The sequence below is a fragment of the Paenibacillus sp. FSL R5-0701 genome (assembly GCF_037973995.1).
Lineage (GTDB): Bacteria > Bacillota > Bacilli > Paenibacillales > Paenibacillaceae > Paenibacillus.
The window spans coordinates 5,133,314-5,158,934 of sequence record NZ_CP150230.1; the positions used below are offsets into that span (position 1 = coordinate 5,133,314).

A 25,621-nucleotide genomic window follows, 5' to 3' on the forward strand; every position below is an offset into this window, starting at 1 on the left:
ATCTCCTTCATTTTCAACATGCTAATTACTTATATATCTAGTTACCTAACCGCTGATCCATCTGCTTATGTATGCTTCAATGATCATTTTAGTTAAATTCAGGAAATCCGTCTATTGTTTATTATTAATATCTTTCTATGCTCATCACATCCGAATGAATTATTATGACATTATTGCCATATGATGAAATGGGGTGTAAAATGATATATTGGTTTTCATCAAATATCTATTAAAGATTCTATCCGAATTCATATTCATACCCAAGACAGGAATGGTACCGTGAAAGATAAAATTGTCATGCCACTCTGGACGTGCTGCTTGTTCATCGTTGTGATGAATACCACCATGTTCAATGTTTCTTTGCCAGTCATTATTCATGATCTTCAAATCACCTCAGACCTGGGGTCTTGGGTCATCTCAAGTTATTCGATTGGTTACGCCCTGTCGACGGTGATCTACAGTCGATTGTCAGACCGTATCCCGGTACGCAAACTGTTAACGGTCGGGCTTCTGATCCTGGGGTTATCTTCATTGCTCGGATTGTTCGCGCATAACTTCGCGATCCTGTTACTGACACGCATTCTGCAATCTGCGGGTGCAGGAGTTATGGCCGGGCTGGGTCTCGTCATTGCAAGTCGTTACATCCCGGTGGAACGACGCGGAGCTGCCATCGCGCTGATTTCATCAGGTAGCGCTATGGCTTTTGGACTTGGCCCCATTGTCGGGGGACTCATTAGCGAGTACTGGGGCTGGAACGGACTTTTTGCCATAACCGTGCTTGTCCTGCTCGCCCTGCCTATATTGCTCTATTTTCTCCCCCGTGAGTCCGTCAAAACAGATCAGCCGTTCGATGTTATTGGTGCCATATTAACCGTCATTAACGCAACTACACTTCTCGTCGCAATCACCCAGCAGTCCTGGTTCTGGTTTGCCATCGGCGTTATCTCACTTGTTGCACACCTCTTGTATATTCGGAAAGCGAGTCTTCCGTTTGTGAATCCACAAGTGTTCCAAACGCCGGGATACACCCGGTTAATCCTTATCGGATTCTGCGTGCTGGTGGTGAATCTGGGCAATCTGTTTTTGATGCCGCTTGTGCTTGCTGATCTATATGGGCGCTCTTCGCTCGCCATTGGTTTGCTGATTGCTCCTGGAGCTATTGTTGCAGCATTCTGCACCCGTTTCGTTGGACGCTGGATCGACCGTTATGGCAATATGCGATTTATGATCATCGGACACACCCTGCTCGCAGCGGTACTTGCCTTATTCATGCTCGGACTGGATCAATCCGCCTTGATCATTACCAGTGGTTATCTCTTTTTCTCACCGGCACTGTCAGCCTCCATGGCTTCCCTGAATAATGAAGCGTCACGAGTGCTGCCCAAAGCCCAGATAGGTTCCGGTATGGGCATGTTACAACTGATTCAATTCTTCGGTGGTTCGGTGTCTGTAGCCGTGTGTGGACTGCTGCTGCACAGCATTCCGGGAGTCTCAGTGGAGGAAGCTTATCATGTGGTGTATGCTTGTCTGTTGTTCATCTGCGTTGTTTCACTCGGGCTAACCGTCTGGCATAGCAGAGCTTCACGCTCAAGCATTAAACCTGTTACATTGGACAATTGATAATTGAGGTTTAAAGTTCAGAACAAAAAGGCTTGCGCCAAGCGCGAGCCTTTTTTAGTTTGGAACAGAAATGCCGTTTTTTTAAAAGTGGATCACTTAATGAACTTGAACTTACCGGTTAATTTCCTGATTTCACCCCACAGCAGCATTCCACTATTTACCGTCCAGTGCGAACTTCCAGGCCTCCATTATGCTTATTGGGGCTTTACTGCTGCTCTCGCCGCCACCTTCCTGCGTCCAAAGTGGTGGGTAATACGCGAATACTTGTCCTGTCTGGAGCTGAGACATATCCTCTTGCCAGCCTTTCCAGCGAAAGGTCTGATAGAACTGCTCCAGATCGCCATTCGCCAGCCAGTTGATGAAACCTGAATATGCCAGTTCTGTCGATTCCCATTCGAGTGTATCCGGTGCAAAATAATATATGTGTCCCGTGCGGCCATACTTGCCTGTATCCAGTCCGAAGAAACCGCCTGCCGCATCATATGCAACGACCATCATACCTTCCAGCACATCTACCCAAGGTTGCTCACTTACACCATTCCAACTGGTGAGACTCCCAGATGTACTGTCACCACCCGCACCAAGCAGCGTGATCCAGCCATGGTCCAGTACAATACCTTCTGTCTCATAAGCAACAGCCCCCAAATAGGATTTGGTGCTTATTTGCAGACGATAGAGGGTATCCTCTCCAGCCTCTTGTTTTGCTGGAACATACACATATGTATTTTGCCCACTAGCCAGGAGTTCCTTGAGTTCTTCCCATGCGTGATTCTCCCGATCTACTAATTCAGCTATCGTTAATGTATTCATGAGCAGTCTCCTCGCTGATTTTATAAGAGCATATCATGGGTTATTAACCCGTTCAAATCTGCTATAATCTATCTTCAAAGCTAAATTCAAGGGGGAAACGATTTGATTCGCGTAGTTATACTTATGATTCCGATTCTGATGGTGCTCGTATCCGGTTGTCAGAATCATACATCTGCCATGAAGGAACCCGTTTCTGTTCAAAAGTCTGATCCCCAGGTCATCCATTACATATCACCCCAAGGAAACGACTCGAATAAAGGAACCATTCAATCTCCGTGGAAAACGTTGCAGCACGCAGCCGACCATGCTTCGCCAGGAAGCACGATTTATTTGCGTGAAGGTGTCTATCATCAGAAAGTCAAAATCACCAAGAGCGGTAATTCTTCCGCTAATCCAACCCTATTTTCAAGTTATCCTCAGGAGCAGGTTATCATTGATGGTAAGGGTTTATCTGTCCGGGGCATTGAAGGGTTAATTGAAATTGAAAATGCCAGTTATATCACGATTCAAAATCTCGAAATTCGTAATTTTACAACCACACTTGGGGGCCAAGTTCCAACCGGGATCTATGTCCACGGAGCAGGTGAGCATATTCAGCTGTTAGGCAACACCATACACGCGATTGCTAGTTATGCAACTCCTGAAGGTCCCGATTTGCGGGGCAGGGATGCCCACGGTATTGCCATTTATGGCACAGAGCACCCTCAAGCTTTACGCGATATCATCATCAAGGATAATGAATTGTATGATCTTACACTTGGTTCAAGCGAGTCACTCGCAGTCAACGGTAATGTTGATACCTTTGCCATACAGGACAATATCATCCATGATTCCGATAATATTGGTATTGATCTGATCGGGTACGAGGGTACATCCGAGGATGATACATACGATCAGGCCCGGAACGGCATTGTACGAGGCAACGAAGTATACGATATTACGTCCAATAACAACCCCTCCTACGGTAAAGACCTGCCCAATGATACCAACTCGGCCGGTGGCATCTATGTAGATGGCGGGAAAGATCATATCATCGACCAGAACCGGGTATATCGGAGCGATATCGGAATTGAGATTGCCTCAGAGCATGCCGGACGTTCAACCAGCAATATTACCGTGCGTGATAACCTGATTTATTCCAACAGATTGACGGGCATTGCCATGGGAGGTTATGACGAGGAACGAGGAGCTACCGAGGATAGCAAGATTATGTACAATACAATTGTGGGGAATGATACCCTGAATGCAGGCAATGGACAGTTATTCATGCAGTCACGGACAAAGAACAATACGTTCATGCGTAACATTCTCGTATCGGGCAGCTCGGAAGTACTGATATACAACGAATATACTAGCAATACCGGCAATGTGTTTGACCATAATGTCTATTACTCACCAGGTGAGCAGGAAGATGCCCTGTGGGTTTGGAAAAATAAAGCCTACTCCGGCATCGCTGCCTACATCAAGGGATCTGGCAATGATGCCCACTCCATATATGTGAACCCGGCATTTATGGATGAACCGAGCGAAGATTTTCGTCCTCAGGCGAACTCTCCGGCGAAGGCGTATGGTTATCTTGCACCACGGTAAATTAACCCTAAGTCTGCCATCTCAACTTAGTCAATCTGTTTCACACAAATAAAAGGAGCTTGTGCATGCGGGATCATCTCCCTCATCATGCACAGGCTCCTTTTTGCTTTCTTTTGACTTAAACCAATTCTTAACTTCTTACCATCTGAGCTGCATGTGTCACCCGGTTTCGTCCTCCGGTTTTGGAGGCATACAGGGCGTTGTCCGCTCTTTGGAACAAGGTCTGTTCCGTATCTTCCTCGACTACAGTGGCCGCACCAATACTCACAGTAATGTTATATTCGCCCCAATCGGCTGAAGCAACCTGTGAACGATATTCCTCTCCGATGCCACTCGCTTGCTCCTCTTCACAATCCGAAAGAATGATGACAAATTCCTCTCCGCCGTATCGTGCCACCACATCCGTACCTCGTGATACCGATTGCAGCAGACCCGCGAGATTACCGAGCACCAGATCTCCGATCGGATGTCCGTACGTATCATTAATACTTTTGAAATGATCAATGTCCACAACCAGAAGAGAGAAATGACGTTGCTTCTCCTGGAATAGCAATAGTTTCTCAGCCATTTTCTCCTGGAAAAACCTGCGGTTCTTCAATCCTGTCAACAAATCGGTGGAGGCCAGTGTCTCCAACTGATCATTCACTTTGATTAACGCCTGCTCTTTAATTTTATATTCCTCATGCAGTCGTTCAAGCTCCTTGTTCGCTTCTTGCGTCGCTTGATATAGCTCCTGTAGCTTCGTCTTGGTATGCAAAATATCCTTCTCATGTTCGATTCGCTTACGCATGACTACAACGACACAATCTACCACGTTTCCCCCGTTACGGGTCTGGCGAACACCGTTAAGCAGAACAGGAACAGCCTGCTGATCACGGGTACGGAAACTAAAGTACATCTCGTCCACATGTCCATATAACTGGATGTAGGGATAGAAATACGTATGGAAAAACACCTTGTTGCTCACCGACATGGTGGATTCAATATGTTGCCCTATGAGCTCATCGCGTTCATATCCAAGCATCGTAAGCAAAGTTTGATTCATCGACTGTACGACGCCCGAATCAGAGATAGAGAAGTATCCACAGGGCGCTGAATCTAGTTGGGTATCCATCAATAACAGCCTTTCTTCCGAATTTTATGCGCTCGTCAAATAATCCTTAATCATTCGGATCGTTTCTTCCGGTTGACTTAGATGTGGATAATGTCCCTTGGCCGTCATCTGTTGCAACCTGCTATTCTTCAGATGAGCGTGTAAATAATCCCCTACTTCAACCGGGGCAATACTGTCCTCGGAACACTGAAGAATCAACGTTGGTACAGTTGCCTGATCCAGATCAATACGACAGTCAGATAAAAACGTCACTTCGGCAAATTGTCTCGCAATATGCGGATCTCTGGAACAGAAGCTTTTCTCCAACTCTTCCGCCAGATCTTTCCGTTCCGGATTGTTCATCACAATCGGTGCCAGATAACTTGCCCAGCCTATAAAATTAATCTGCATCATCTCAAGCAATTCATCGATATCATTCCGATCAAAACCTCCATAATAACTTGGAAGATCATTCACATAACGTGGGGAAGGCCCCAACATGACAATCTGTTGGAAATATTTGGGGTTCTGAATGGATGCCAGCATGCCGATCATACTGCTGACAGAATGACCGACAAATATGCTATCTCTTAATTCAAGTGCTTCCATAATTTCCAGCACATCCTGGGCGTACCCTTCAAGGTTGTTATATTTAACAGCATCATAATAGTTGATTTGAGATTCGCCAGATCCAACATAATCAAACAAAATTACACGATAGTTTTCGCTAAAAGCAGGGACGATGTAACGCCACATGTCCTGATCACATCCAAATCCATGCGCAAATACAATCGTTTGGCTACCCGAGCCAAGCACTTTAACATTATTTCTAACAAGCACATCAATCGTCATTTCATATCACCTCTCTGAGGTAGTACTCTCTCGAATCATTTGATCTGATTATTATATCGGAAAATGTTGGGATATGGTTTAAAAATTATTAATAACTTCTCTCACCTACCAAAAAATCATGAACCCTGCTCTGAATACGCACTTTACAATCTGACGATCGTCAGGTAAAATCGGTTCAACATGTCGCGCGACAGAGATCAACATTACGGAGGAAAACCATGATTACTTCAACACACAGCCCAACTCCTCAGCAACTCTGGGGTAGATCATTCCTATTTATCATGTTAGCCAACGCATTATTGTTTATGGCCTTTGAGATGTTGCTTCCCACCTTGCCTTTGTTTGTCTCAAGTCTTGGTGGCGAAGCCTCCCAAATCGGGCTTGTTACCGGCGTATTTATGTTTTCCGCCATCTTGATTCGACCCTTCACTTCGGTTTTGGCAGCTCGAATAGATAAAAAGGTTCTGTTAATTATCGGTATCACTATCTGTGCATTAATGACAGGCGCATACTACCTATCGTCAGGTATTTGGATGATTCTTGTATTTCGAGTAATCCACGGATTCGGATTTGGTTTGGCAACGACATATTTTGCAACGATTGCCACTGAAAACATACCAAGAGATCGCCGGGGAGAAGGTATGGGGTATTTCGGCGTAGGGGAGACGGTCGCTATATCCATCGGTCCATTGATTGGAACAAGCTTGTTGTTTAGGTACGACTACCAGAGCCTGTTTATGGGAGGTATGTGCATTTTGCTGTTAGCTCTCCTGATGACAGTGTTTGTATCCAGAAAGCCGAAAACAGGAGGTAGTAGCGAGTCCCTGCAAACTCATGTCCCTTCGGTGAAACTGATTGAAAAGAAGGTACTCTTCCCTTCCCTTCTCATTATGCTCGTTGGTATTGCAGCCGGTTCGATCATGTCTTTTGTGGCTTTATTCGCTGCGGAAAGAGGGTTTGAGAATATAGCCTGGTTTTTCTTCATCGTCGCCATTGCCAGCTTCGCCGTTCGACTGTTCTCGGGGAAAATGTTTGATCGATGGGGACCAGGTTCCGTGTTGTTACCTTCTGCCGTGTTTGCAATCGCGGGGCTACTGGTTCTGATTATCGCCCAGAGTGATGTGCAATTCCTGATCGCCGGTGCGTTATACGGCTTTGGTTTTGGTGCCATATTCCCGGCGATTCAGACCTGGTGTGTGAATCTTGTAGAAGAACATGAGCACGAAAGTGCGATGGCTTCCTTCTTTAACTTCTTTGACCTCGGAATTGGTGGTGGTTCGTTGATTCTGGGCGTGGTGGCTTCTGCATTTTCCTATACGGTGGTGTATGCTATCTCTATAGGCATTTTTGTGGTATATATCTTGTTATATTTGGTATACTCCCAAAAACAGCAGAGGTATACAGCTCGCCAACTGGAGGTAGACATTGAGTAAAAAACGAATCAAGGAAATTGCCATTCAACATTTTAATCGTCTGGGTTACGAGGGGACCAAGATGGCGCAGATTGCCGAAGAGGCAGGCATCCGCAAGCAATCTCTGGCTTATCATTATTCATCCAAAAAAGAGTTATTGCTGGAGTTATATGAGGAAGTTGTGCAGGAGGAACAACAGTTTGTACGCCAATTTTTCAGTAAGTCTGTTACCCAAACTCTGGATCAGCAGTTATATGCCTTTTTGCATGAACACAAAAATCGCTTTCTAACTCATCCAAACGTCGCTTTTATGTATATCCTGTCCTTTATCACACCACTGGAGGTGCATGATTTTGTACTGGCCCAGTATCGAACGTACCTCGGGACACTGAAGGAAGAGCTGGCAGCCGTATTTACCAGACATTCCGATATACGCCTGAGTCCGGAAGAAGCCACCGTAGCCTTTGTCACCGTGATGGATGGATTGGATGTACAGCTCGTGTATGAGACACGGCAATCCTATGAACTAGCTTTGGCGATCACCTGGAATGTCTTCTGGTCAGGCATCCAACGTTAATGAATCGATTACGATGAGATTACACAAATAAAAGGGGCGTCCCACCAGCCATGTTGATGACTTTTGGGACAACCCCTCTATTTCTTTATTTTACGGTTAGGATCACACGTTGATAATGCTTCAACTGATGCTCTCCATCATCTTGTACTTCGGCAACGATATGAAGGGTATCACCCGATTTGGCATCGTCAGGAACGGTAAATGTCACCGCTTCGGTGTCACTGCCCTGCAATTTTATCGTATCCACCTGCTCATCCTTGGCAAGTTCACGATGTAATCCAAGCTGCAGATCACCCGCCATTTCAGGCTGAACTTTGTTCGGTGTTACTTTGGAATCCTCATATGTGTCCGCTTCGAAATATCTCCACCACGTATACGTCAGTTGATCTCCATCCGGGTCTGTGCCTTCCGCGTGAAGAGTAACTTCCTCCCCAGGACTAACACTCAGATCCAACCCTTCTTTAATCGTTAATGACGGATTATGGTTGGCACCTTCGTAAGTGTCTGCAACTGCCCAATCTGCACGTGCTGCAAAATCATCCTGGATATCGTCAAACCATCTCATCAAAGAGTACTCGGCTTCATACCGTTTCGTATAGGGATCGTAATCAAGCACATTGTTTCTAAACAGCTTGTCGTTCACGACGCCAAAGCGTCCACCCCAACCGCCGTAGGAAGGGTCTTCCATACTGCGCAGCCCATTATCGATCAGATAAAAGAAGGAAGGAGAATCACCCTCGGATATAAAATCGTACTTGTCATATTGTGGATTGTTCTTGAGATATTCAGCACTTCCCCGCTGTTCTTCGGCCAGTTCGCCTTCGATCATTTTGCCGTCACCCATCGATGCATACATATCCATCAGCTTGCCATGTCCATTCAAAATATTCTTGATCATCCAGTCACCATGAAGTTTGCTGTTCACTTCTTCGGCATGCATCTTCCATGCATAGGCAAAATGCCAGAAGTTCGATTGGTCATTAAGAATGCGGATATCCGGCCAATTCTTCGCAATGTATTCGTTGTAGCTGTCATCCTGATCCAGAATGATATACAGGACCAGTTTATCACTGACTTTTTTGCGAATCGTTTCCCACTCAGCCGTGTCCTTGTACTGTTCCTCAATCGATTTCAGCGCTCGGGCTGTGGTATTGGTGCCACCCCAGGTCTGAACAATCAGATCACGGGAGTCATCGTCGAGGAAAAGAGTTTCGAGGAACTCGGAACCTTCGGTTTCCTTCTCCATCTCCCCTTTATCGGAAATATTACCGATCTTGGTCATCGCTCGAAGCTGTTCTGGCTCCGGATAGCCCTCCGCATGTTTGGACAAGTTGGGATATATCTCGCCATAGGCATCGATCATGTCGTATACCCACTGTGTGCCTGTCCACCGGAACGGTTTGATCCCCGCTTCCTCGTCTCCAGCATAATGATACACCGAACTGGTTAGTACAATTCCGGCGAGGTCCATCTCATTCGAATACAAGAGAAAACGAATGACCGAGTTCATATCATCCACTTCACCGTCGGTTGTAATCACTGTTCTGCCTTTGGCAGTTTGGTTGTTTGCAGGTTCCTGGGTTTCATTCTCTGTCTGTTCTGTCGGCTGATTCGGTGTGTCACTTGCGGTTTCTGGCGCTTTGGATGCGCATCCACTAATCACCAGGATTACACTGAGACAACCTGCGGCAAAAATATTAAACCATTTTCTCTTGTTATAATGCTCCCCTTTCTTCTGTACAGCGTGACGTTAGTTGGGTTGGGATCAATGCAAAAAAACCCGAACAACAATATGAATGGAACAAAGTCCACGAATAGTGATGTTCAGGTTTTGCCTGCCCGAAGCAGTAACAATCCTTAATTGAGTGAAAGTATATCATGTCCACTCATGAATGTAAACGTATTCAAATGTTTTTTTGAATTTATCTTTGATATAGTATAATGCTTATAGCCAAGAATCAAACGAATCGGCCTGTTATTATATCAATGTTATTAGGAGGACTCAGACATCATGCAACAACTGGATGCGGCCTTGAGCCGTTTGGTGGAACAGCAGGATTTATATAATGAATCTTATGGACTTTTCCAAAATCATGATCTGCGTCCACGCGAACAACATCACCAGCCGGAAGTGGATACACGAATACCTCTTTCTCCAGAACTTCAGTATCTGTACAGTCATTATGAAATGATGGATGCGGATGCGGAAGGTACACTCAAAATGAAAAATGCCGCCGTCGAGATCGGTGATGCCGCAACTATTTCCTTTGTGGCACCTGAACATCTGCTTCGTCAGCAACTGGGGTTCCGCTGGATTGGCATGAATGAACCTTATGAGGAGTCCTCCACTTGGCCAAAAAATCACGTCGTCATCGCAAACTTTAACGATGATCCGTTAATTGTAGATACTGAATCGCCGAACTCTCCTGTATATGCGGCTTTTACAGGGGGAGAACCAAACCGTGTTGCTGATTCGCTGTCAGACTTTTTCAGTGCACTAGCCATCCTGATTGAAGCGGCGCGCACCTATGCCGGAGAAGTAAAAGATGAGGAAACCTATGAAACCAAGCCCGAGTATCTGGAGCAAGTTGAACCTTTATTGCAGGATCTATTGGGAGAAGAGTATACTGCACATCTGTTCGAGTATCTGTCCTTTTGTTAAAACAGTGAATTGAAGGAATTGGAGGGGCATCCCTATGAACTATGTAGCCTTGTTGCGGGGCATTAATGTAGGCGGGAACAATAAAATCAATATGAAGCAGCTGAAAGAAACGTTTGAACAAGCAGGCATGCTGGACGTCGTTACCTATATCAACTCTGGCAATATTATTTTTGCCGATCATCAGGAACGTGCCGATGCAAATAGGGAGATATCCCTTTTGTTAGAACAGGCCATCGCCGCTGATTTTGGCTTACAGATCAAGGTAATGGTGCGGAATATGGATGAAGTTCAATGCGTTATTCAGGCACTGCCAGAAGAATGGGTTAATGATGACACCGCCAAAAGTGATGTGATGTTCCTCTGGGACGAGATCAATGAGCCCACCGTGCTGGACCAGCTGCCCATCAAACCGGAAATCGGCACACTGATCTATGTTCCCGGAGCCATTTTGTATTCAGTCAGCAGAGAAGATGCATCCAAAAGTGGCATGAACAAGCTTGTGGGGTCCAAAGTCTATGCTTATATGACCGTAAGAAACGTGAATACCACACGTAAGATATATGCCCTGATGCAAGCAGCAGCAGAGAAATAACTCGGAACCAGCACAATGGATAGTCAGTTGTGTATCGTCCAATTCATATGAAAAAAAGCATGCAGAAAACATCCTTATGGATGTCTCCTGCATGCTTTTCACCATGTTAGGAAACTATTTTTTTCCACTGTGTATTAGTCAATCTGAATGCGTCTGCGAGATTGATCATCACCAGGACGTTTCGGAATCTCGAGCTTCAGCACACCTTCTTCCAATTTGGCCTTAATGTGCTCCTCATCAATATGATCAACATAGAAACGTCGGATAAATTCACCGGATCGGCGTTCCTGCCGAATGATGCGATTGGAGTCATCCTTCTGCTCCACCACATCATTGCGTTTGGCACGAATAATCAATTCATTACCTTGAACCTGAATGTCTATATCCTCTTTGGCGATGCCCGGCAGCTCGGCTTCAACCGAATATTTGTCTACTTCTTCACGAATGTCGGTCCGAAATGGCTGGGAGCCAGTTCCAAAAGGGGAGAGGAATGAGGTCTCAACCATGTCATTGAAGGATTTCAACATGTGTCCGAATGGGTCTTCATTTCGTTTACGAAACGGAATCAGATCAAACATGAAAATCAGCTCCTTTTGTGTGGTTGGTGTATTGTTGTTGCTTACATGGATTATTATAATACCAGCGCAAATCAGGCTCAAAGTCCGTAAAAGTCGAAATAAAACGATTATCTTACACCTTAGTTCACTATTTTAAAATAGATCCTTTTTTCTTTCGTTTTGACCTTTTTTGACCTTCTGACTTTTTCTGACTATACCGAATGAATGGCGTCCGCTACAGTATTGGATTCATTTTTCCGCATTCCCAGCATCATGATTGCCAGCAAGACGACCAGAACAGCTACGAACATAAATGGAATATGTCTATCCACCTGGTAGAGTGTCGTTGTAAGTAACGGAGTAATGACGGCAGATATCCCTTGAATCGCTGCTACCAACCCTGCCGCACCTCCCTGCTGTTCTTTGCTGACCGCGAGCGAAGCACCTGCCATGAACCCCGGCATCATCAGACCCGAACCCATGCCGAACAGGAAGAATGAGAAATAATACATGGGTAACACATTGAAGACCAGAAACAGGATCATACTTGCGATCAAGAAAAGGGACCCGAGCATAATCATTGGACGTGGCTGCCATTTCAACCATTTCATCTGAATGACCTGCATGATCAACATGGCTGCTCCAGAGAACATGAGTCCAAACGAAACCATTTGGGCCGTCGCGGCTGGTGATAGAGCCAGTTGATCCTGAAAATAAAATCCCCCGACAACTTGCAATGTCATGATGCCAATCATCGTAACCAAACCCGCAGCAAGATACATTCGTAATCCACGTTGAAACGGGTTGACTTTAGGCGGCTTTGCCTGAATGACCGGTTTGGCTGCTGGAATTAATAACAAAGCGATAATAAATGCAGCGATCGCTATAAAAATGCCAAAATAAAGAGGCCACAGCAGACCGATGATAGTAAATGCTCCTGCAATGGCGGGTCCAAATACAAGGCCAAGTCCATTCGCAGCGCTGATCATGGCCATCCCGCTTGCCCGCTCCTTCCCTTCTGTCACATCACCCATATAGGCCTGGGCAGAAGAGAGAACGGCCGGAATAAACATGCCGATCAGACTGCGCGTCACAATCAGAAGGGTAAGCAATACGCCTCCTCCGATCCATGCATTCAATCCTCCATACAATGCCATAGCAAATAACGCACAGCTAACAGCCATACCTATGAATCCAATCAATATGACGGGTTTTCTGCCCTTCAGATCACTGAATCTGCCCCATACCGGAGCCATAACAGCCATCATAATGGACCCCAGCGAAATAATAAGACCGGAATGGCTTTCTTTCATGCCTAACTCCCGAATAAGCGGTGGCATAATGGGTGCAATCAGCATCAGACCCAACATGGCTGCGAATACGCTAAAAAAAATACTTCCTCTGATTCTGTTCATGCTTATACACTCCTCTATATTTCAGTACAGTATCCACTGTACCTGGAGTATACAAGGCTGAGAGAATCCCCACTGCCTCTATACGGAAAAATTCACGGCAAGACGGATTTATTAATAAATCTTTTTCATTTCAGAGGGCTTCACGCCGAATTTGCGATAAAATTGCTGCGAAAAGGCACTGACATTACTATAACCGACCGCAATCGCGGCCTCGGTGACGTTGTTATCCTGATTGCGCAACAACTTCATGGCGTTGTCGAGACGAACCTGACGCAAATATTCGAACACCGTGCTTCCGAAAAGTGCCTTGAATCCTTTTTTTAATTTAAAATCGTTAAGACCCACCTGTCTGGACAATGCTAGCAAAGATGGAGGATCTACCATACAAGCCTCCATAATCTCCCGTGCCGTATGTAACTTCCGGATGTCCTCTCTGGAGAATCCCGCGGGGATTGGCGCCAGATCAAACAATTGGATCATAAATCGATTCAAGATCTCCAAGGCTGTCGCTTCCATCATTAAGGATGATCGATAACTGTTGTTTAATTCCACAATCAAACTGTCGATCATCGTTCGTATCCGATTATCCAATTGAAATACAATTGGCTTAAACACTTTTCGCCCTAACACCTGATTAAACGCAATCGACTTGAAACTGCCCAGTTGCGCCGCAGCATAATTGAACAGAGAAACCGGAATCCCCAGCGAAAAGGACGTATACAGCTCCCTTGCCGGAGGATGAAACCACGCTTTGAAATCATGCATAAAAATAAGGGCCCCTTGCCCTATCGATAATGAATAATCCTGACCGGATATATCCACATTTCGCTCTCCTGACAAGGCAAATTGCAATTCCACAATGGGTGTCTCGGACGCAAAATACGTTGGATACGGCTGATGATATTCAACCTGGGAATATAAAATCTCAATGCCACTGTATGTCGTTACTCTTTTAATATTACCACTGCCCGCCTTGGGAGAGAGCAGATACGTATGTTCATCTTGCTGACTGTAAGGTTCCTGGGTCAGGTAATGCTGATATACTACGCCTAATGCATCATCTGTGCGCATGGGTATTCACCTCGCCTATATCTTGATCAGACTTGTCAGTAAAGAAAGCCCGAATTAATTGATAATGATTCTCAATTATAATTCTAGCGTATTTTCTCCCGTTCGACCAGTCCTATAAATTATGAAGGTTCCCGTTTAATCTTTTACACAATTCGACCTGCCTTTTTACCATTGCTTAACGTTTCTTTCTTATACTGAAGCAGTTGTACATGACATCACACACGAAACGATAAAGGGGATCTGGAACATTGAAAAAGAGAAATCAATGGCTCGCCGTTCTGTCGATGACTGCCATTCTTACCGCAGGAGCAACCAGCTACACATCAATGATTCATGCCGCTGACGCAACTAAAACCACCAATGATCATGTCGTACTGCGCACAGCCATCCAAAATATGCAGGGTACGGTCACATGGAACGGAAGCAGTCGCAGTGTTGATATCCAGATCGCAGATACTAAAGTACAACTTCCTGTAGGGACGTCTTCAGCCACCATCAACGGTGTGAAAACCCCTTTGGACAGTAAAAGCTACATCACCAAAGGTACAACGTATGTATCTTCACAAACGCTAAAATTAATTACGGATCAACTGATCCTGAAACAAAATAAAACCGGTTTTGAACAGACCGCATCGTTTCAGATGCCTGGTGGCAAAGCGGAAATATCAGCCTCTACGCCAGATGGACAGCGCCTGCTCGTAACCGAAGCAGACAATGGCAGCATTGCCGTACTGGACATTGCTGACTTGAAAAACATCAACGTATTAAAGACGGTCAGCTTCCATGACCTCTCCGCCAAAGCTGAAGTTACAAGCGTAACCGTGTCCAAAGATGGTAAATACGGACTTGCTGTCATTCGTACAGGGGACACAGACAGTGAAGCAAACAAAGGGTTGCTTGCCATTGTGGATCTGACAACCTACAAAACCGTCAAAACGTATGAACTGGGCATTGGTCCTGACTCGATTGCACTGTCACCTGACGGTCTGCATACGGTGATCGCGATAGAGGATGAGGAGCTGAATAAAGCTACCGATGAAATTGACTATGCCAACACCAAACGTCCGGGTAGCATTATGGTAGTATCTTTTGCTGGCGGGAACGTATTGGAGGGCGAGATCACCAACTTACCGGTATCTCTAGAAAATGTAGAAGGCGCCATCTATCCGCATGATCCACAACCGGAGTATGTTGCCATTAGTCCAGATAGTAAAACAGCAGCTATCACGCTACAGGAAAACAATGTCGTTGCTATCGTGGATCTGGAGACGAAAAAAATCAGCTCAATCTTCGCTTTGGGTACTACTTCACATCAAGCGGATCTGAAAGATGATGGTATTGTTCAGTTTAAAGAGACGTTGACGGCTCGTTATGAACCAGATGGGATTGCTTTCTCGGCAGATGGTAAATACCTGCTGACAGCCAATGAAGGGGATTTGGGCAAGAATGAATTTGAGGATAGTGTAAAAGCAGGCGGACGTAATATTGCTGTCTGGAATCTGCAAGGCAAGCGGATGTACGATAGTCAGAACCTCATTGACCAGGCAACCGCTAGGGTTGGCTTGTACCCGGATGATCGCAGTCCCAACAAGGGAAGTGAAGTGGAGAACCTAACCGTTGCTACTGTAGACGGTACAACATATGCAGCCGTAGCTTCTGAACGGGCAGATGCCATTTTGTTCTTCGATCTTGCTGATCCAGTCAATCCGGACTACCTGGGTCTGATTCCTACAGCTGGAGAATCACCAGAGGGAATTCATCGTGTTAACGGACGTAGCCTGTTTGTGAGTGCAGATGAAAGCACCGGAACACTTAGTTTTTTTGCCAAGAAATAGATCAAGTGTCCTTGGTATGCAAAGGCTGAATTGAACGTTTCACACTGTATTGAGCAGGAAGGGGCGAAGAGCCCCTATCCTCTCATCCTGTTGTACCCACACCATTCCGCGTATCCACAAATAGTGGTTCGAAAAGTTAACGAGACTTTATATTTTCCAATTCCCGTCTGTTCCTCTCTACTTCTTCTTGTAACAATCGCACTTCCATCCTTAATGCGGATACTTCCTCTTTGACGCCAGACCTCTTCATCCCAAGATAGAAAACCAGATATAATACAAGACCAATCATAATAAAGAAAATTAATAGCGTTATAATCCCAGCAATACCAAAATTACTAACTCCATCCATAATGTAAGTTTTCCCCTTTCCCATATCATATTAATTTATATTTACAAGAATACCATAATTAAGCATAACGAACAGTACAAAAAGCCAAGAGAGCATGCTCCCTTGGCTTTCAATTTATCTATATATACCTTCCTATCCGGTAATCCTTATTCCCAGAAGAAACGACCTGCGAACACTTTTTCCGTCAACAGTTTGTACGTTTCTTCAGGCAATTCTTTTTTCATCTTTGCCATAACGGCGTCTTTGCCTTGATTATATTGTGTGGACATGCCAATCTCTGCCGTTGTATTGCTTGCATCCAGACGCATGATTGGGGCTTGAGCATCTTTCGTCCAAGGTGTCCATGCCGCCAGATCAGGTGATCCACCCGTACCTGGATTGCCTGTGTACAGGAACTGCTTCAGATATGCTGCCATCGCGGCGGACAACTGATCACGTCCTGGTTTGTTTGTATCGCTAAAATACCCCTCAGGGAAGTAGGCAGCAATTCCGTCTGCGTGTCCTGTATAGAAGTCCATATCCGCACCATGTGGTGCACCCAGTAACGTGAGCAAACGCTCAGAGATGACCCCTGGTTGTGTGCCCCATGCAAAACGATACGCATATACCGGTGGCTGACCTGCTTCACTGGTCAATTGCTCCGCTACACGCTCTGCATTAAAGCCTGCATAAGCTTCGCTACCGTATTTCAACGCAGCAGCATATTGTTCCGCCTTGGTTTTATCAGTAAACAGAGTCTCATCCGTGATGGATGGAGAGAAATTTGGATCACCGAAGGCAAAACCGGAGAACTCCGTTTCCAAGCTGCCGAGCAATACAGGAACTTTCGTGTAATTGCCATTATTGATGGCGTCAAATCCTTCTTTTGGAATCACTGTGCCATCACGGAACAGATGCGGGAATGGGTCCATACGGATTGCGGTTGCACCAAACGCTGTGACCAACTTGTCCGCAGGCAGTGCACGCAAGTAACTCTCCAGCTGTGCCTGAGATTGTTTGCCAATCCATGCTTTTGCTTCTTCTGCGTTAGCCGCTTTCTCATCTTGCACGAGCAGCTTCACAAGTACATCCTCAGATTTTTGCTCGCCTTCTTCAGGTGATGCTGTCGTTAATCCTCCGCTGAAAGCAACTGCTTTTTGATACAGTCCTTTGCTAAGTGGAGAGATCAGAGTTGCCAGCACATCACGTGCACCCGCAGATTGTCCGGCTAATGTAACATTGCCTGTATCTCCGCCAAAACCTTCGATATTATCCTGTACCCACTCTAGTGCACGGAATGCATCGAGCAGACCGTAGTTACCGGAGTCATCCAGGGCATTGCCTGTTTTCAGTGCTGCATTCTCGAAAAATCCAAGGGCTCCCAAACGGTAATTCACGGAAATGATAATGCTGTTGGTACTCCGTGCGAGCTGTTCACCTTGAAAATCTTTACCTGATCCGGTCATATTCCCGCCGCCGTGCAGGAACACCATAACCGGAAGTTTCGAACTGGTTGTGTCGGGACGCCAGATATTAAGATACAACGAATCTTCGCTTCCCGCTGTCGTCTTGCCGGAGATCTGCAAGCTGTTCGCTGCAAATTCCTTAGCCGATCTGGTTCCTGTCCATGATTCCGGTTCTTGCGGGGCTCTCCAGCGCAGTTCACCTACCGGAGGTGCCGCGTATGGAACACCAAGCCAACCGAGCGTGCCATATTGCTCATAGGTCTTGCCATCAATCGCGCCATACTTGGTCTGTTGCACCGTTTGAGGTCGGAACGCCCCAGCCTCTTTATGTTTCAACCAACTCTGCTCCAAGGTTCCACTGCCATTCTTGAGCTGTATCTGCAAAGCCTGTGCGGTTGCCTCTGCCATCAGGCGGTTGGTAAGTTGACTCGCTCCCTTCTCTTGAAGCGCCATGATTCCTTTCCCAGTCGCATAGGTGGAAGCCGCTCCCTGCTCATAATCCGTACCTGCTTCATATCCAAGCACCTTCAGCAGCATTTCGGCATAACCTTCCGCTGTAAGGGGTGCATTAGGTTCAAACTTCTCCGTTCCTGTTACGATCTCAGACACATACGGATGCTGCTTCAAGTAACCAACGATCGGTTGCAATACTTTGCCTGCCTGAGCCGCATCGTCGTACGTTTCCGATCCCTGATAAGCGAGTGCTTCTTTCTCCAATCCGGACAAACGCAAGTAAAGTACTGCGGCCTGAATGCGTGTTGCCTTTTTGTTCAGATAAGCTGCATTAACACCTTGACCGCTGCCGCGAATAAGCTCGGATTGGATCAGCTTGTCCATCGCTGCAGAAGAAGTAGGTCCTGTATTGCCTGCTGCATAAGCTGGTAGAGCGGATACACATAACCCCAGAATGGTTGCTACAGCAATCGAACGTTTAATGGTTTTCATGTCATAAATCTCCTCGCTGTCGAATAGTGTGTGATGGGATAAGTTCATTGGAATGTCCATTTGAGATGCGTATCTAAGAATCAGTATTCCAATGTCTGGATGAGTCTATATCTCTATTTAGGAAAAATTAAATCTGCTGCGCTCCTTTCTGCTCGAAATATCTGCTACGGCGCTTGCGGTCATGCCATCAGGCATTTTTTTATATAAAAAAACCTGAACCGAAGGCAAACAGACATCGCTTTAGCGTGGTCTACTGCCCTCAATTCAGGTTTTGCCTGCAATCAGTAACAACCCTGAGGAATGAGGTTCATTCCATATGAAAATGTAAACGCAATCAATCGTTTGATGAACAAAGAACCAACGAATGAACTGACACAGGTATTGCCCTTAATACGGTTACAATCCTGTTGTTATGGTGATGTTAGCACATAATGTAAGCGTTCGCAATATCTTTTTTTAATCGTCACTATATGATCTCTGAGAGGGGTAACATTAAAAAACTACATTCTCATGCGGGTTTAAACTTTTACATCAGGATGTTCTATCATATTGTCTCTCAGTTCCTCGACATCTATCTTCCTACTCTGTGCAAGACCTAAACTCTAATACCCTTCATTAATCGTAAATTTTACATATAGTTAACCCATTTCATACGGTAGTTTAGCAATTGTTGTATACACTTGGTTAGTGATACCAAACTATACATATATTCTAGGAGGATGCAATCATGTTAAACCGGTTTAATGTCCGTGCAGCCAAAATGATGCTCGCGGTGACAACAATTGTTACGGCTACACTCGGAGGTAGCAGTGCAGCGTGGGCTGTGGAAGACACCACCTCAACGACATCTGCATCACCGATTAAAAATGTCATTATTCTGATTCCTGACGGCATGGCTAACGATGCGACTGCCCTGGCTCGTTGGTACAAAGGCTCTTCCCTGACGCTGGACTCCATGGCAAGCGGTATGGTTCGCACACACTCTGCAGATGCGCCGATTGCGGACTCGGCCCCTGCCGGAACAGCTTTTGCAACAGGTTATAAATCTCATACCGGATTTGTTGGTGTATTGCCGGACAAGGCTACCATGCCTGGACAGAAGGCTATTACGCCTGGAGACGAAAGAAAACCGGTCGCTTCCGTACTGGAAGCATCCAAACTGGCGGGTAAAGCAACTGGCATTATCGCTACATCCGAGATTATGCACGCCACACCAGCGGACTTCTCCTCTCACTATCCGGACCGTAAAAACTATGATGCACTCAGCAAACAACAAGTCTACAATGGCATGGATGTTGTGTTGGGTGGAGGTAGCAAATATCTTGAGCCAGCCGGACGTAAAGACGGCGAGAATCTGATTTCGTCCATCAAGGCACTGGGTTACGATTACGTCACTACACCAGCTGCAATGAAAACATCCGATTCGAACAAGCTGTGGGGTATGTTTGCACCCGCAGGCATGGCTTATAATATGGACCGTGATCCTGCGAAGCAGCCAAGCCTTGCCGAGATGACATCCAAAGCCATTGAAGTACTGTCCAAAGACAAAGACGGCTTTTTCCTGATGGTCGAAGGCAGCAAAGTGGACTGGGCAGCTCATGCCAATGATCCGATTGGTATTATCAGTGACGTGCTGGCTTTTGATGATGCCGTAAAGGTAGCCATGGATTTTGCCAAAACAGATGGAGAGACGGCCGTTGTGGCTGTTACGGACCACGGCAATGGTGGACTCACCATTGGTAACAACGCAACTTCCGGCACTTATGACAAAGAGCCGTTGTCCACATTTATCGGACCTTTGAAAAAGGCTAAGCTGACAGGCGAAGGCGTTGAAGCGAAGTTGAATGCCAAGCGCACAAACATCAAAGCAGTGATGAAGCAGTACTATGGTATTACCGATCTGACTTCCGAAGAGATTGCCACCATTAAAGCGGCCGAGCCAGGCAGTCTTAACTATGCAATCGGTCCAATGATCAGCAAACGTGCAGGGATTGGCTGGACAACCGGTGGTCATACAGGTGGAGATGTCGTGCTGTACACGTATGCTCCGAACAATGACCGTCCATTCGGTGTGATTGACAACACGGATGTCGCCAAATATATGGCTCGTGTATTGGATCTGGATCTCGACAGCGTGAGCAAACAATTGTTTGTACCAGCCAAGCAGGCATTTACAGCCAAAGGCGCGACGTACAAGCTGGATCTGACCGACGCCAAAAATCCGAAGATTCTCGTAACAAAAGGTAACACCAAACTGGAACTGCAAATTTACAAAAATATTGCACTGTTAAACGGCAAAAAGACAACTTTGGAGGGTGTCATTGTTTATAACGGTGTAGAGGCATTTGTTCCACAAATGGCTGTTGATTTGATTCAATAATTTATAAGTTGTCCTATTCTAGCGAGAAAAGTCTGCCGAACTGTTCTATTCGGCAGACTTTTCTGTTTCCTATTTTCTACTTAATTATGAAAACACCATCACGCAATTCAAAAGGAGCTACTCCATCCTCTAGTGCGAGTAAAGATTCATATAACAACTTTCCATCCTTCGAATATCGCAACTCTGCAAGCTTTCGATAGAGATCTCTCTCTGGCACGTTCCCCTGGAAAACATGCATCATAATATGCGTAATAAAATCCAGTTCATTCTGAATTGTAGCAGATTCTCTAGCCACGATGATTGCATCATATGAACCAATTAGCAGAACCTGCTTGCTTTTTTTCAAAACATCAATTAGCAGATCTTCACTCCAGGGTAATTGATCGGCCAAAGGAGGTAGTTGTTCCTGAATCATAAGCTCCTGAGGCAAAATATAAGGTTTGACTTCACCAGTAGACTTTTGGAGAGTTCGATATACCCAGCTCACTAGTTTCTCTTCATGTTCTTGTTTCCAAGCCAAATTATCTTTATGGATGTATTCACCATTCTTGCCACGTGTGTAATAGAACAAGTCACGTGAGTTACTAAGGACAATATCCAGCGTGTTCTCTGTCGCACCTAACTCTTGCGTCAACCAATCCCAAACCTGACTTCTGGACACGATTCCACCTTGATCCAAAATATACTGTTCTGTCAGCAACTGAAGCGTAAGATTTTCAGACTCTTGATCTGCGACAGCAACAAGAGGATATCTTACAAAATTGAAGTTGGTTAGGTCAGCTTCCTCCGTCTGTAATAGATCATACAACGTATACGTAGATTCAATTCCGTGCATCTTGCAATAATCCAACATTTCTTCATACAGACGTTTAATATGAACGACAGGAGCCTGTGCTAACAATTCGTTTAACCTATTACTCAATGGTACATACTCGGAAGCACTCAACGGATAGAACTCTTTCAAACCAATCATTCCAAGATCAGAACGTATAAAATCACTATCTGTCGAAAAATTGAAATCCAATGTGAACCCTTTCCAGCCTCGTCCAACAACAAACTCTTCCCTCAGTTTCTCTCTGGAAACTGCAGTGTTATGTTCCCTGATGTAGCTTTTAATCATTTCCGCATTACTGAGCTGGAACCCGTCGTTTTCATGCCAGATATGCGGAAATTTACGAAGTTGCAGTGTCAAAGAGCCATGCTTGCGCAAAAGTGTATATAAAGCATATTCATTAGGCACTTGAGCTTGAAGTAATTCTGTTTCGAATTTAGCGAATATATGTCCTACAGCTATGGGACTCCTCACTTCCAGAAGTTCTTCAACTATAACTGAAATCCTCTTAATAAGAGGAATATTGGCATGAACGTAGCTATGGTGTATGTAAACTCCTCGTCCCCATAGATAAGCTGTATCTGCGTAATCATCACGACTTACGACGGAAACGATATCCCGTTTCTTCTCAAAGTCACCGGGCCAAAGAGATTCAGCGATTACTAACAGTTCGTCTACTCTCTTGTAGATTTCGATGCCTTCAGGATACATCCGTAACAACATTTCTACTTTATCAGCCTTGGTGCTGTTTGATAACATGAAGTATTGATCATTTACAGAACGAATAACGTCTTCTGTCCATATTTTCATCAATTGCACTGGTACATGATCCTCAATTAAAAGGTATTTTAGAACTTCCTCTTCATCCATAGCTTCAATCAGCATTCCCTTGTAATTTTGTTTCAGCGACCTAACCAGTTGTTCCTTAAAGACTTCGATCTTCTCTAATGAATGCGTTGTCCACCATCCATCAATATGTGCGATACCGCTGATTTCCAAAGATTCAACAATCAAATCATTCTCGAAGAAAGATGTATCTATCTCAAAGTAATGAAATCCATTTCCTCTAGTAATCGCTGTTCGCAATTCACGTTCAATGAGGATCATGTCTTTCATTAACTTGCCATGCTGAGCTTTAATAATTTGCCTTACCCGTTCACGGGTAACCCCAAATTGTTGTCCCACTTCCTCAAGAGTGGGCTTTTTAGTTTCACTTTTATTTAACCAACGAAACCGCATCAATTCAAGATTTCGGTCTTTTCCTCGACTCGAATCCTCCCCATTGATCCATGACTGCCACATGTCTGTCGTTCTTTGTATAGCTTGATGTAGACGCTCTTCCTGACTAAGTAACCTCCACTGTTCATCCAATAATTGCTGCTGTCTGATCTCGTTAAGTTTGGAGCACAATTGACGATAAAACTTGTCCACCATAGTAACGCCCACCTGAGGCAAGGTTAACAATATTTCAAAACTTGCAGGCAACTTTCCTATTGTATGTATACCTAATTGATGCAACTCAGAAATCAGATTGGACAGACCTTTATACGATTTCTCATCAAATCCGGTATGCATCACCGCTTCATCAACGATAAATTGCTCCTTCTTCCACTGGATCATTCCTATATCATGTACAGGTCCGTCTTGGGCAAGGTTTACGGGCACAGTGCTACCTTGTTCCGCTCCAGATGAATTCTGATTCTGCTGCCCTTTGGCAAGATCGTGTAATTGCTCATAGAACTTCTGAACAGCTGTAGATCCTACACCTTTGATTTTGGATGGCAAGATAGATAAGACCTCTGGTAGCTCCTCTAAGGTATCTATGTTCCAATTTTCCTTAATACCACGAATCAGGGCTGCACATCCCTGAAATGGCAAATCTCTGATTAGTTTGGTTTTCAGATACGCAGGGAGAATGAGTTCTACTCCATTTAGCCGGAGAATCTTGTCTTCATCATTTTCAGAGCTCTTAACATTTGCATTGTTCAGTTTATCCTCCATGTCTTTTGCCTGTTCAAAATTACTCAGCACAGAAACTATTTCTTCATACCCTTCTTTTAACAACCATTTCAGCGAGTAAACAGGTATCCCACTGAGTTGGTCCGTACGAATGATTCCAAATCGCTGTAGCATTCGACATGCATGTGGCGGAAGGATTTCATCAAGTTTAATTCCTTCCTTTAAAATACCAACCGTTTCTCCCTGAGGTTCATGTCGCAACTTCAAGAATCTCCCCAGCTTATCCTCGAACTGAAAACCAAAAAACCATAATTGAATCATGACATCATGCAATAGCTTCGATTGTTGCTCATATAATTCAAGCAGCTTCTCCTCCGTCCAGCCGCCGAACATCTCAATTCCATATGTCGTAGACAGATTAGCGAGTCTAGATGAAGCAAAACCTTGTATATTTTGGTGAACAAGCCTTTCCGGCGCCTTGACCGAGCCATGCTGTTCCGTATTAGTAATGGATACTTCTTCTGTGGGTTGAATCACTGGGGATGGTAGCGGAACCTTCACATCAGAAATAGACTCTAACAACTGGGGGTCCAGTTCTGGTACTTTCCCAACTTCCTCCTCTACATCCATATCCGTATTTTGCAATACAATCGCCGCAGTCTCAGAACCAATACTCGTTTGTTCCTCGTTTATTTTCCAAGTAACCCAACGTTCAGCGGAAGGATTCTTCCCCATCATAAACCAGGCAGGTTTTCGTCTCGTTGAATTACTACCATTTCGGGCAAATCTAAAATAAATACCTTGTGCATTCCAGCTGCCAAGTATCTCTTTCAACTCCCAGTCACCGACAACCCATAACGCTCCGCCAAATGATCTCTTATCCACCAAATTGAGCTTTTCCTGCTGGAGCACAGCCGCGATTTCCACTTTGCCTTCGTTTTGAATCGGGATATCTGAATATCCCTCTTGGGGAGAATCGATATCTTGTTCCTTAACATGTGTAACCATGGATGAGGCCTTTTCCAATGTCGCTGCTAACTGTTTCTCCGATATTTGCACAAGCACTTCTTCAAAACTCCGAAATTTCTCATCAAGTGTAGGAAGAAGTTTGGCTTCCAACTGATCTGCAATCACTTTCTGCATAATTTCGGGGTCAAAAGCAGGAGGAGTTTCGATCGAATGAGCGATCGACTCTACTGGCTTCATTGGCATCTGATAAGGTGGCAATTCAATTGCCACCGAACCGTACAATTCAACATACCATATCGCAAGTTCGAAAATATGCCGATGCGCTGTCAGAGCCGTATCTGCATGAATTTCCCGACTGTCATGCGCAGCCGTATTTCCATTCTTACGCAACCATTCGAATTTATCACGAATTGATTCCGAGATTAACTCTTCACGTGCTAGCTTATGCAAACGCTCGATCTGCTTAATCGCATAGACGGGCTCAACATTTTCCTGTACGCTGACCGTTGTCGCCAAAAGTTCTGCATACAACCGTCCTTGCGTAAGTGTTCCTCTGGGATTCAACCAAATACTGTTCTCTGCCTCTCGCGCCAATGATGCGAGTTCCGGACCAAGCTCCTCCAAAAAATAAAAGCTGGATTCCTTCATATCGTTGA

General features: G+C 45.1%; 18 protein-coding genes. 8 read left to right on the forward strand and 10 right to left on the reverse strand.

Going from position 1 to position 25,621, the window contains the following annotated elements; genetic code table 11:
* The first annotated feature begins 279 nt into the window (after window positions 1-279).
* Complete coding sequence (locus MKZ13_RS22690) at window positions 280-1,620, forward strand: MFS transporter (protein WP_221824443.1); 1,341 nt, start codon at window positions 280-282, stop codon at window positions 1,618-1,620.
* A gap of 153 nt (window positions 1,621-1,773) precedes the next feature.
* On the opposite strand, the gene MKZ13_RS22695 is transcribed toward MKZ13_RS22690, so the two are convergent.
* Window positions 1,774-2,430 carry a DUF2625 domain-containing protein gene (locus tag MKZ13_RS22695; protein ID WP_307416601.1) on the reverse strand — a complete coding sequence of 219 codons (657 nt, stop codon included), beginning with the start codon at window positions 2,428-2,430 and terminating at the stop codon, window positions 1,774-1,776.
* 102 nt (window positions 2,431-2,532) lie between these two features.
* Between MKZ13_RS22695 and MKZ13_RS22700 the strand changes: the two genes are divergently transcribed.
* Window positions 2,533-4,020 (forward strand): DUF5123 domain-containing protein, encoded by a 1,488-nt coding sequence (locus tag MKZ13_RS22700; protein ID WP_339178396.1) that lies wholly within the window; start codon window positions 2,533-2,535, stop codon window positions 4,018-4,020.
* Window positions 4,021-4,150: 130 nt separating this feature from the next.
* Here MKZ13_RS22700 and MKZ13_RS22705 read toward each other — a convergent pair whose 3' ends face one another.
* Window positions 4,151-5,134: a sensor domain-containing diguanylate cyclase gene (locus tag MKZ13_RS22705; protein ID WP_221824447.1), complete on the reverse strand. Its 984-nt coding sequence runs from the start codon at window positions 5,132-5,134 to the stop codon at window positions 4,151-4,153.
* A 24-nt stretch (window positions 5,135-5,158) separates the two neighbouring features.
* Window positions 5,159-5,965 (reverse strand): alpha/beta hydrolase, encoded by an 807-nt coding sequence (locus MKZ13_RS22710; RefSeq protein ID WP_339178399.1) that lies wholly within the window; start codon window positions 5,963-5,965, stop codon window positions 5,159-5,161.
* A 218-nt stretch (window positions 5,966-6,183) separates the two neighbouring features.
* Between MKZ13_RS22710 and MKZ13_RS22715 the strand changes: the two genes are divergently transcribed.
* On the forward strand, window positions 6,184-7,398 hold the full coding sequence (locus MKZ13_RS22715; RefSeq protein WP_221824451.1) for an MFS transporter: 1,215 nt from the start codon (window positions 6,184-6,186) through the stop codon (window positions 7,396-7,398).
* Complete coding sequence (locus MKZ13_RS22720) at window positions 7,391-7,954, forward strand: TetR/AcrR family transcriptional regulator (protein WP_221824453.1); 564 nt, start codon at window positions 7,391-7,393, stop codon at window positions 7,952-7,954. The genes MKZ13_RS22715 and MKZ13_RS22720 overlap by 8 nt, the downstream gene beginning before the upstream one ends.
* Window positions 7,955-8,039: 85 nt before the next feature.
* Here MKZ13_RS22720 and MKZ13_RS22725 read toward each other — a convergent pair whose 3' ends face one another.
* A complete protein-coding gene (locus MKZ13_RS22725; protein ID WP_313771515.1) occupies window positions 8,040-9,623 on the reverse strand; it encodes a nucleoside hydrolase-like domain-containing protein in 1,584 nt (527 codons plus the stop codon).
* A 342-nt stretch (window positions 9,624-9,965) separates the two neighbouring features.
* On the opposite strand from MKZ13_RS22725, the gene MKZ13_RS22730 reads away from it, so the two are divergent.
* Entirely contained in the window at window positions 9,966-10,616 is a 651-nt protein-coding gene (locus MKZ13_RS22730) for a hypothetical protein (protein WP_221824455.1), read from the forward strand.
* 34 nt (window positions 10,617-10,650) lie between these two features.
* Entirely contained in the window at window positions 10,651-11,208 is a 558-nt protein-coding gene (locus MKZ13_RS22735) for a DUF1697 domain-containing protein (protein ID WP_221824458.1), read from the forward strand.
* A gap of 134 nt (window positions 11,209-11,342) precedes the next feature.
* Here the strand turns inward: MKZ13_RS22735 and MKZ13_RS22740 are convergent, their stop codons facing one another.
* From MKZ13_RS22740 to MKZ13_RS22750, 3 genes are all read right to left on the reverse strand, one after another.
* On the reverse strand, window positions 11,343-11,786 hold the full coding sequence (locus tag MKZ13_RS22740) for an Hsp20/alpha crystallin family protein (protein WP_221824460.1): 444 nt from the start codon (window positions 11,784-11,786) through the stop codon (window positions 11,343-11,345).
* Window positions 11,787-11,977: 191 nt separating this feature from the next.
* Window positions 11,978-13,180, reverse strand: coding sequence for an MFS transporter (locus MKZ13_RS22745; RefSeq protein ID WP_221824462.1), 1,203 nt, complete (start codon window positions 13,178-13,180; stop codon window positions 11,978-11,980).
* A gap of 111 nt (window positions 13,181-13,291) precedes the next feature.
* The gene (locus tag MKZ13_RS22750; RefSeq protein WP_339178406.1) at window positions 13,292-14,251 is read right to left on the reverse strand and encodes an AraC family transcriptional regulator; all 960 of its coding nucleotides are present in this window, start codon (window positions 14,249-14,251) and stop codon (window positions 13,292-13,294) included.
* A 248-nt stretch (window positions 14,252-14,499) separates the two neighbouring features.
* On the opposite strand from MKZ13_RS22750, the gene MKZ13_RS22755 reads away from it, so the two are divergent.
* The gene (locus MKZ13_RS22755) at window positions 14,500-16,086 is read left to right on the forward strand and encodes a stalk domain-containing protein (protein ID WP_221824465.1); all 1,587 of its coding nucleotides are present in this window, start codon (window positions 14,500-14,502) and stop codon (window positions 16,084-16,086) included.
* A gap of 136 nt (window positions 16,087-16,222) precedes the next feature.
* Here MKZ13_RS22755 and MKZ13_RS22760 read toward each other — a convergent pair whose 3' ends face one another.
* Both MKZ13_RS22760 and MKZ13_RS22765 read right to left on the reverse strand, forming a co-directional pair.
* Window positions 16,223-16,435: a hypothetical protein gene (locus MKZ13_RS22760; RefSeq protein WP_221824467.1), complete on the reverse strand. Its 213-nt coding sequence runs from the start codon at window positions 16,433-16,435 to the stop codon at window positions 16,223-16,225.
* Between the two features lie 146 nt (window positions 16,436-16,581).
* Entirely contained in the window at window positions 16,582-18,825 is a 2,244-nt protein-coding gene (locus tag MKZ13_RS22765; RefSeq protein WP_221824469.1) for a carboxylesterase family protein, read from the reverse strand.
* Between the two features lie 727 nt (window positions 18,826-19,552).
* Between MKZ13_RS22765 and MKZ13_RS22770 the strand changes: the two genes are divergently transcribed.
* Window positions 19,553-21,205, forward strand: a complete 1,653-nt coding sequence (locus MKZ13_RS22770; protein WP_339178411.1) for an alkaline phosphatase — start codon at window positions 19,553-19,555, stop codon at window positions 21,203-21,205.
* 76 nt (window positions 21,206-21,281) lie between these two features.
* Here MKZ13_RS22770 and MKZ13_RS22775 read toward each other — a convergent pair whose 3' ends face one another.
* Window positions 21,282-25,613, reverse strand: coding sequence for a sigma factor-like helix-turn-helix DNA-binding protein (locus MKZ13_RS22775; RefSeq protein WP_339178414.1), 4,332 nt, complete (start codon window positions 25,611-25,613; stop codon window positions 21,282-21,284).
* Window positions 25,614-25,621: the final 8 nt, after the last annotated feature.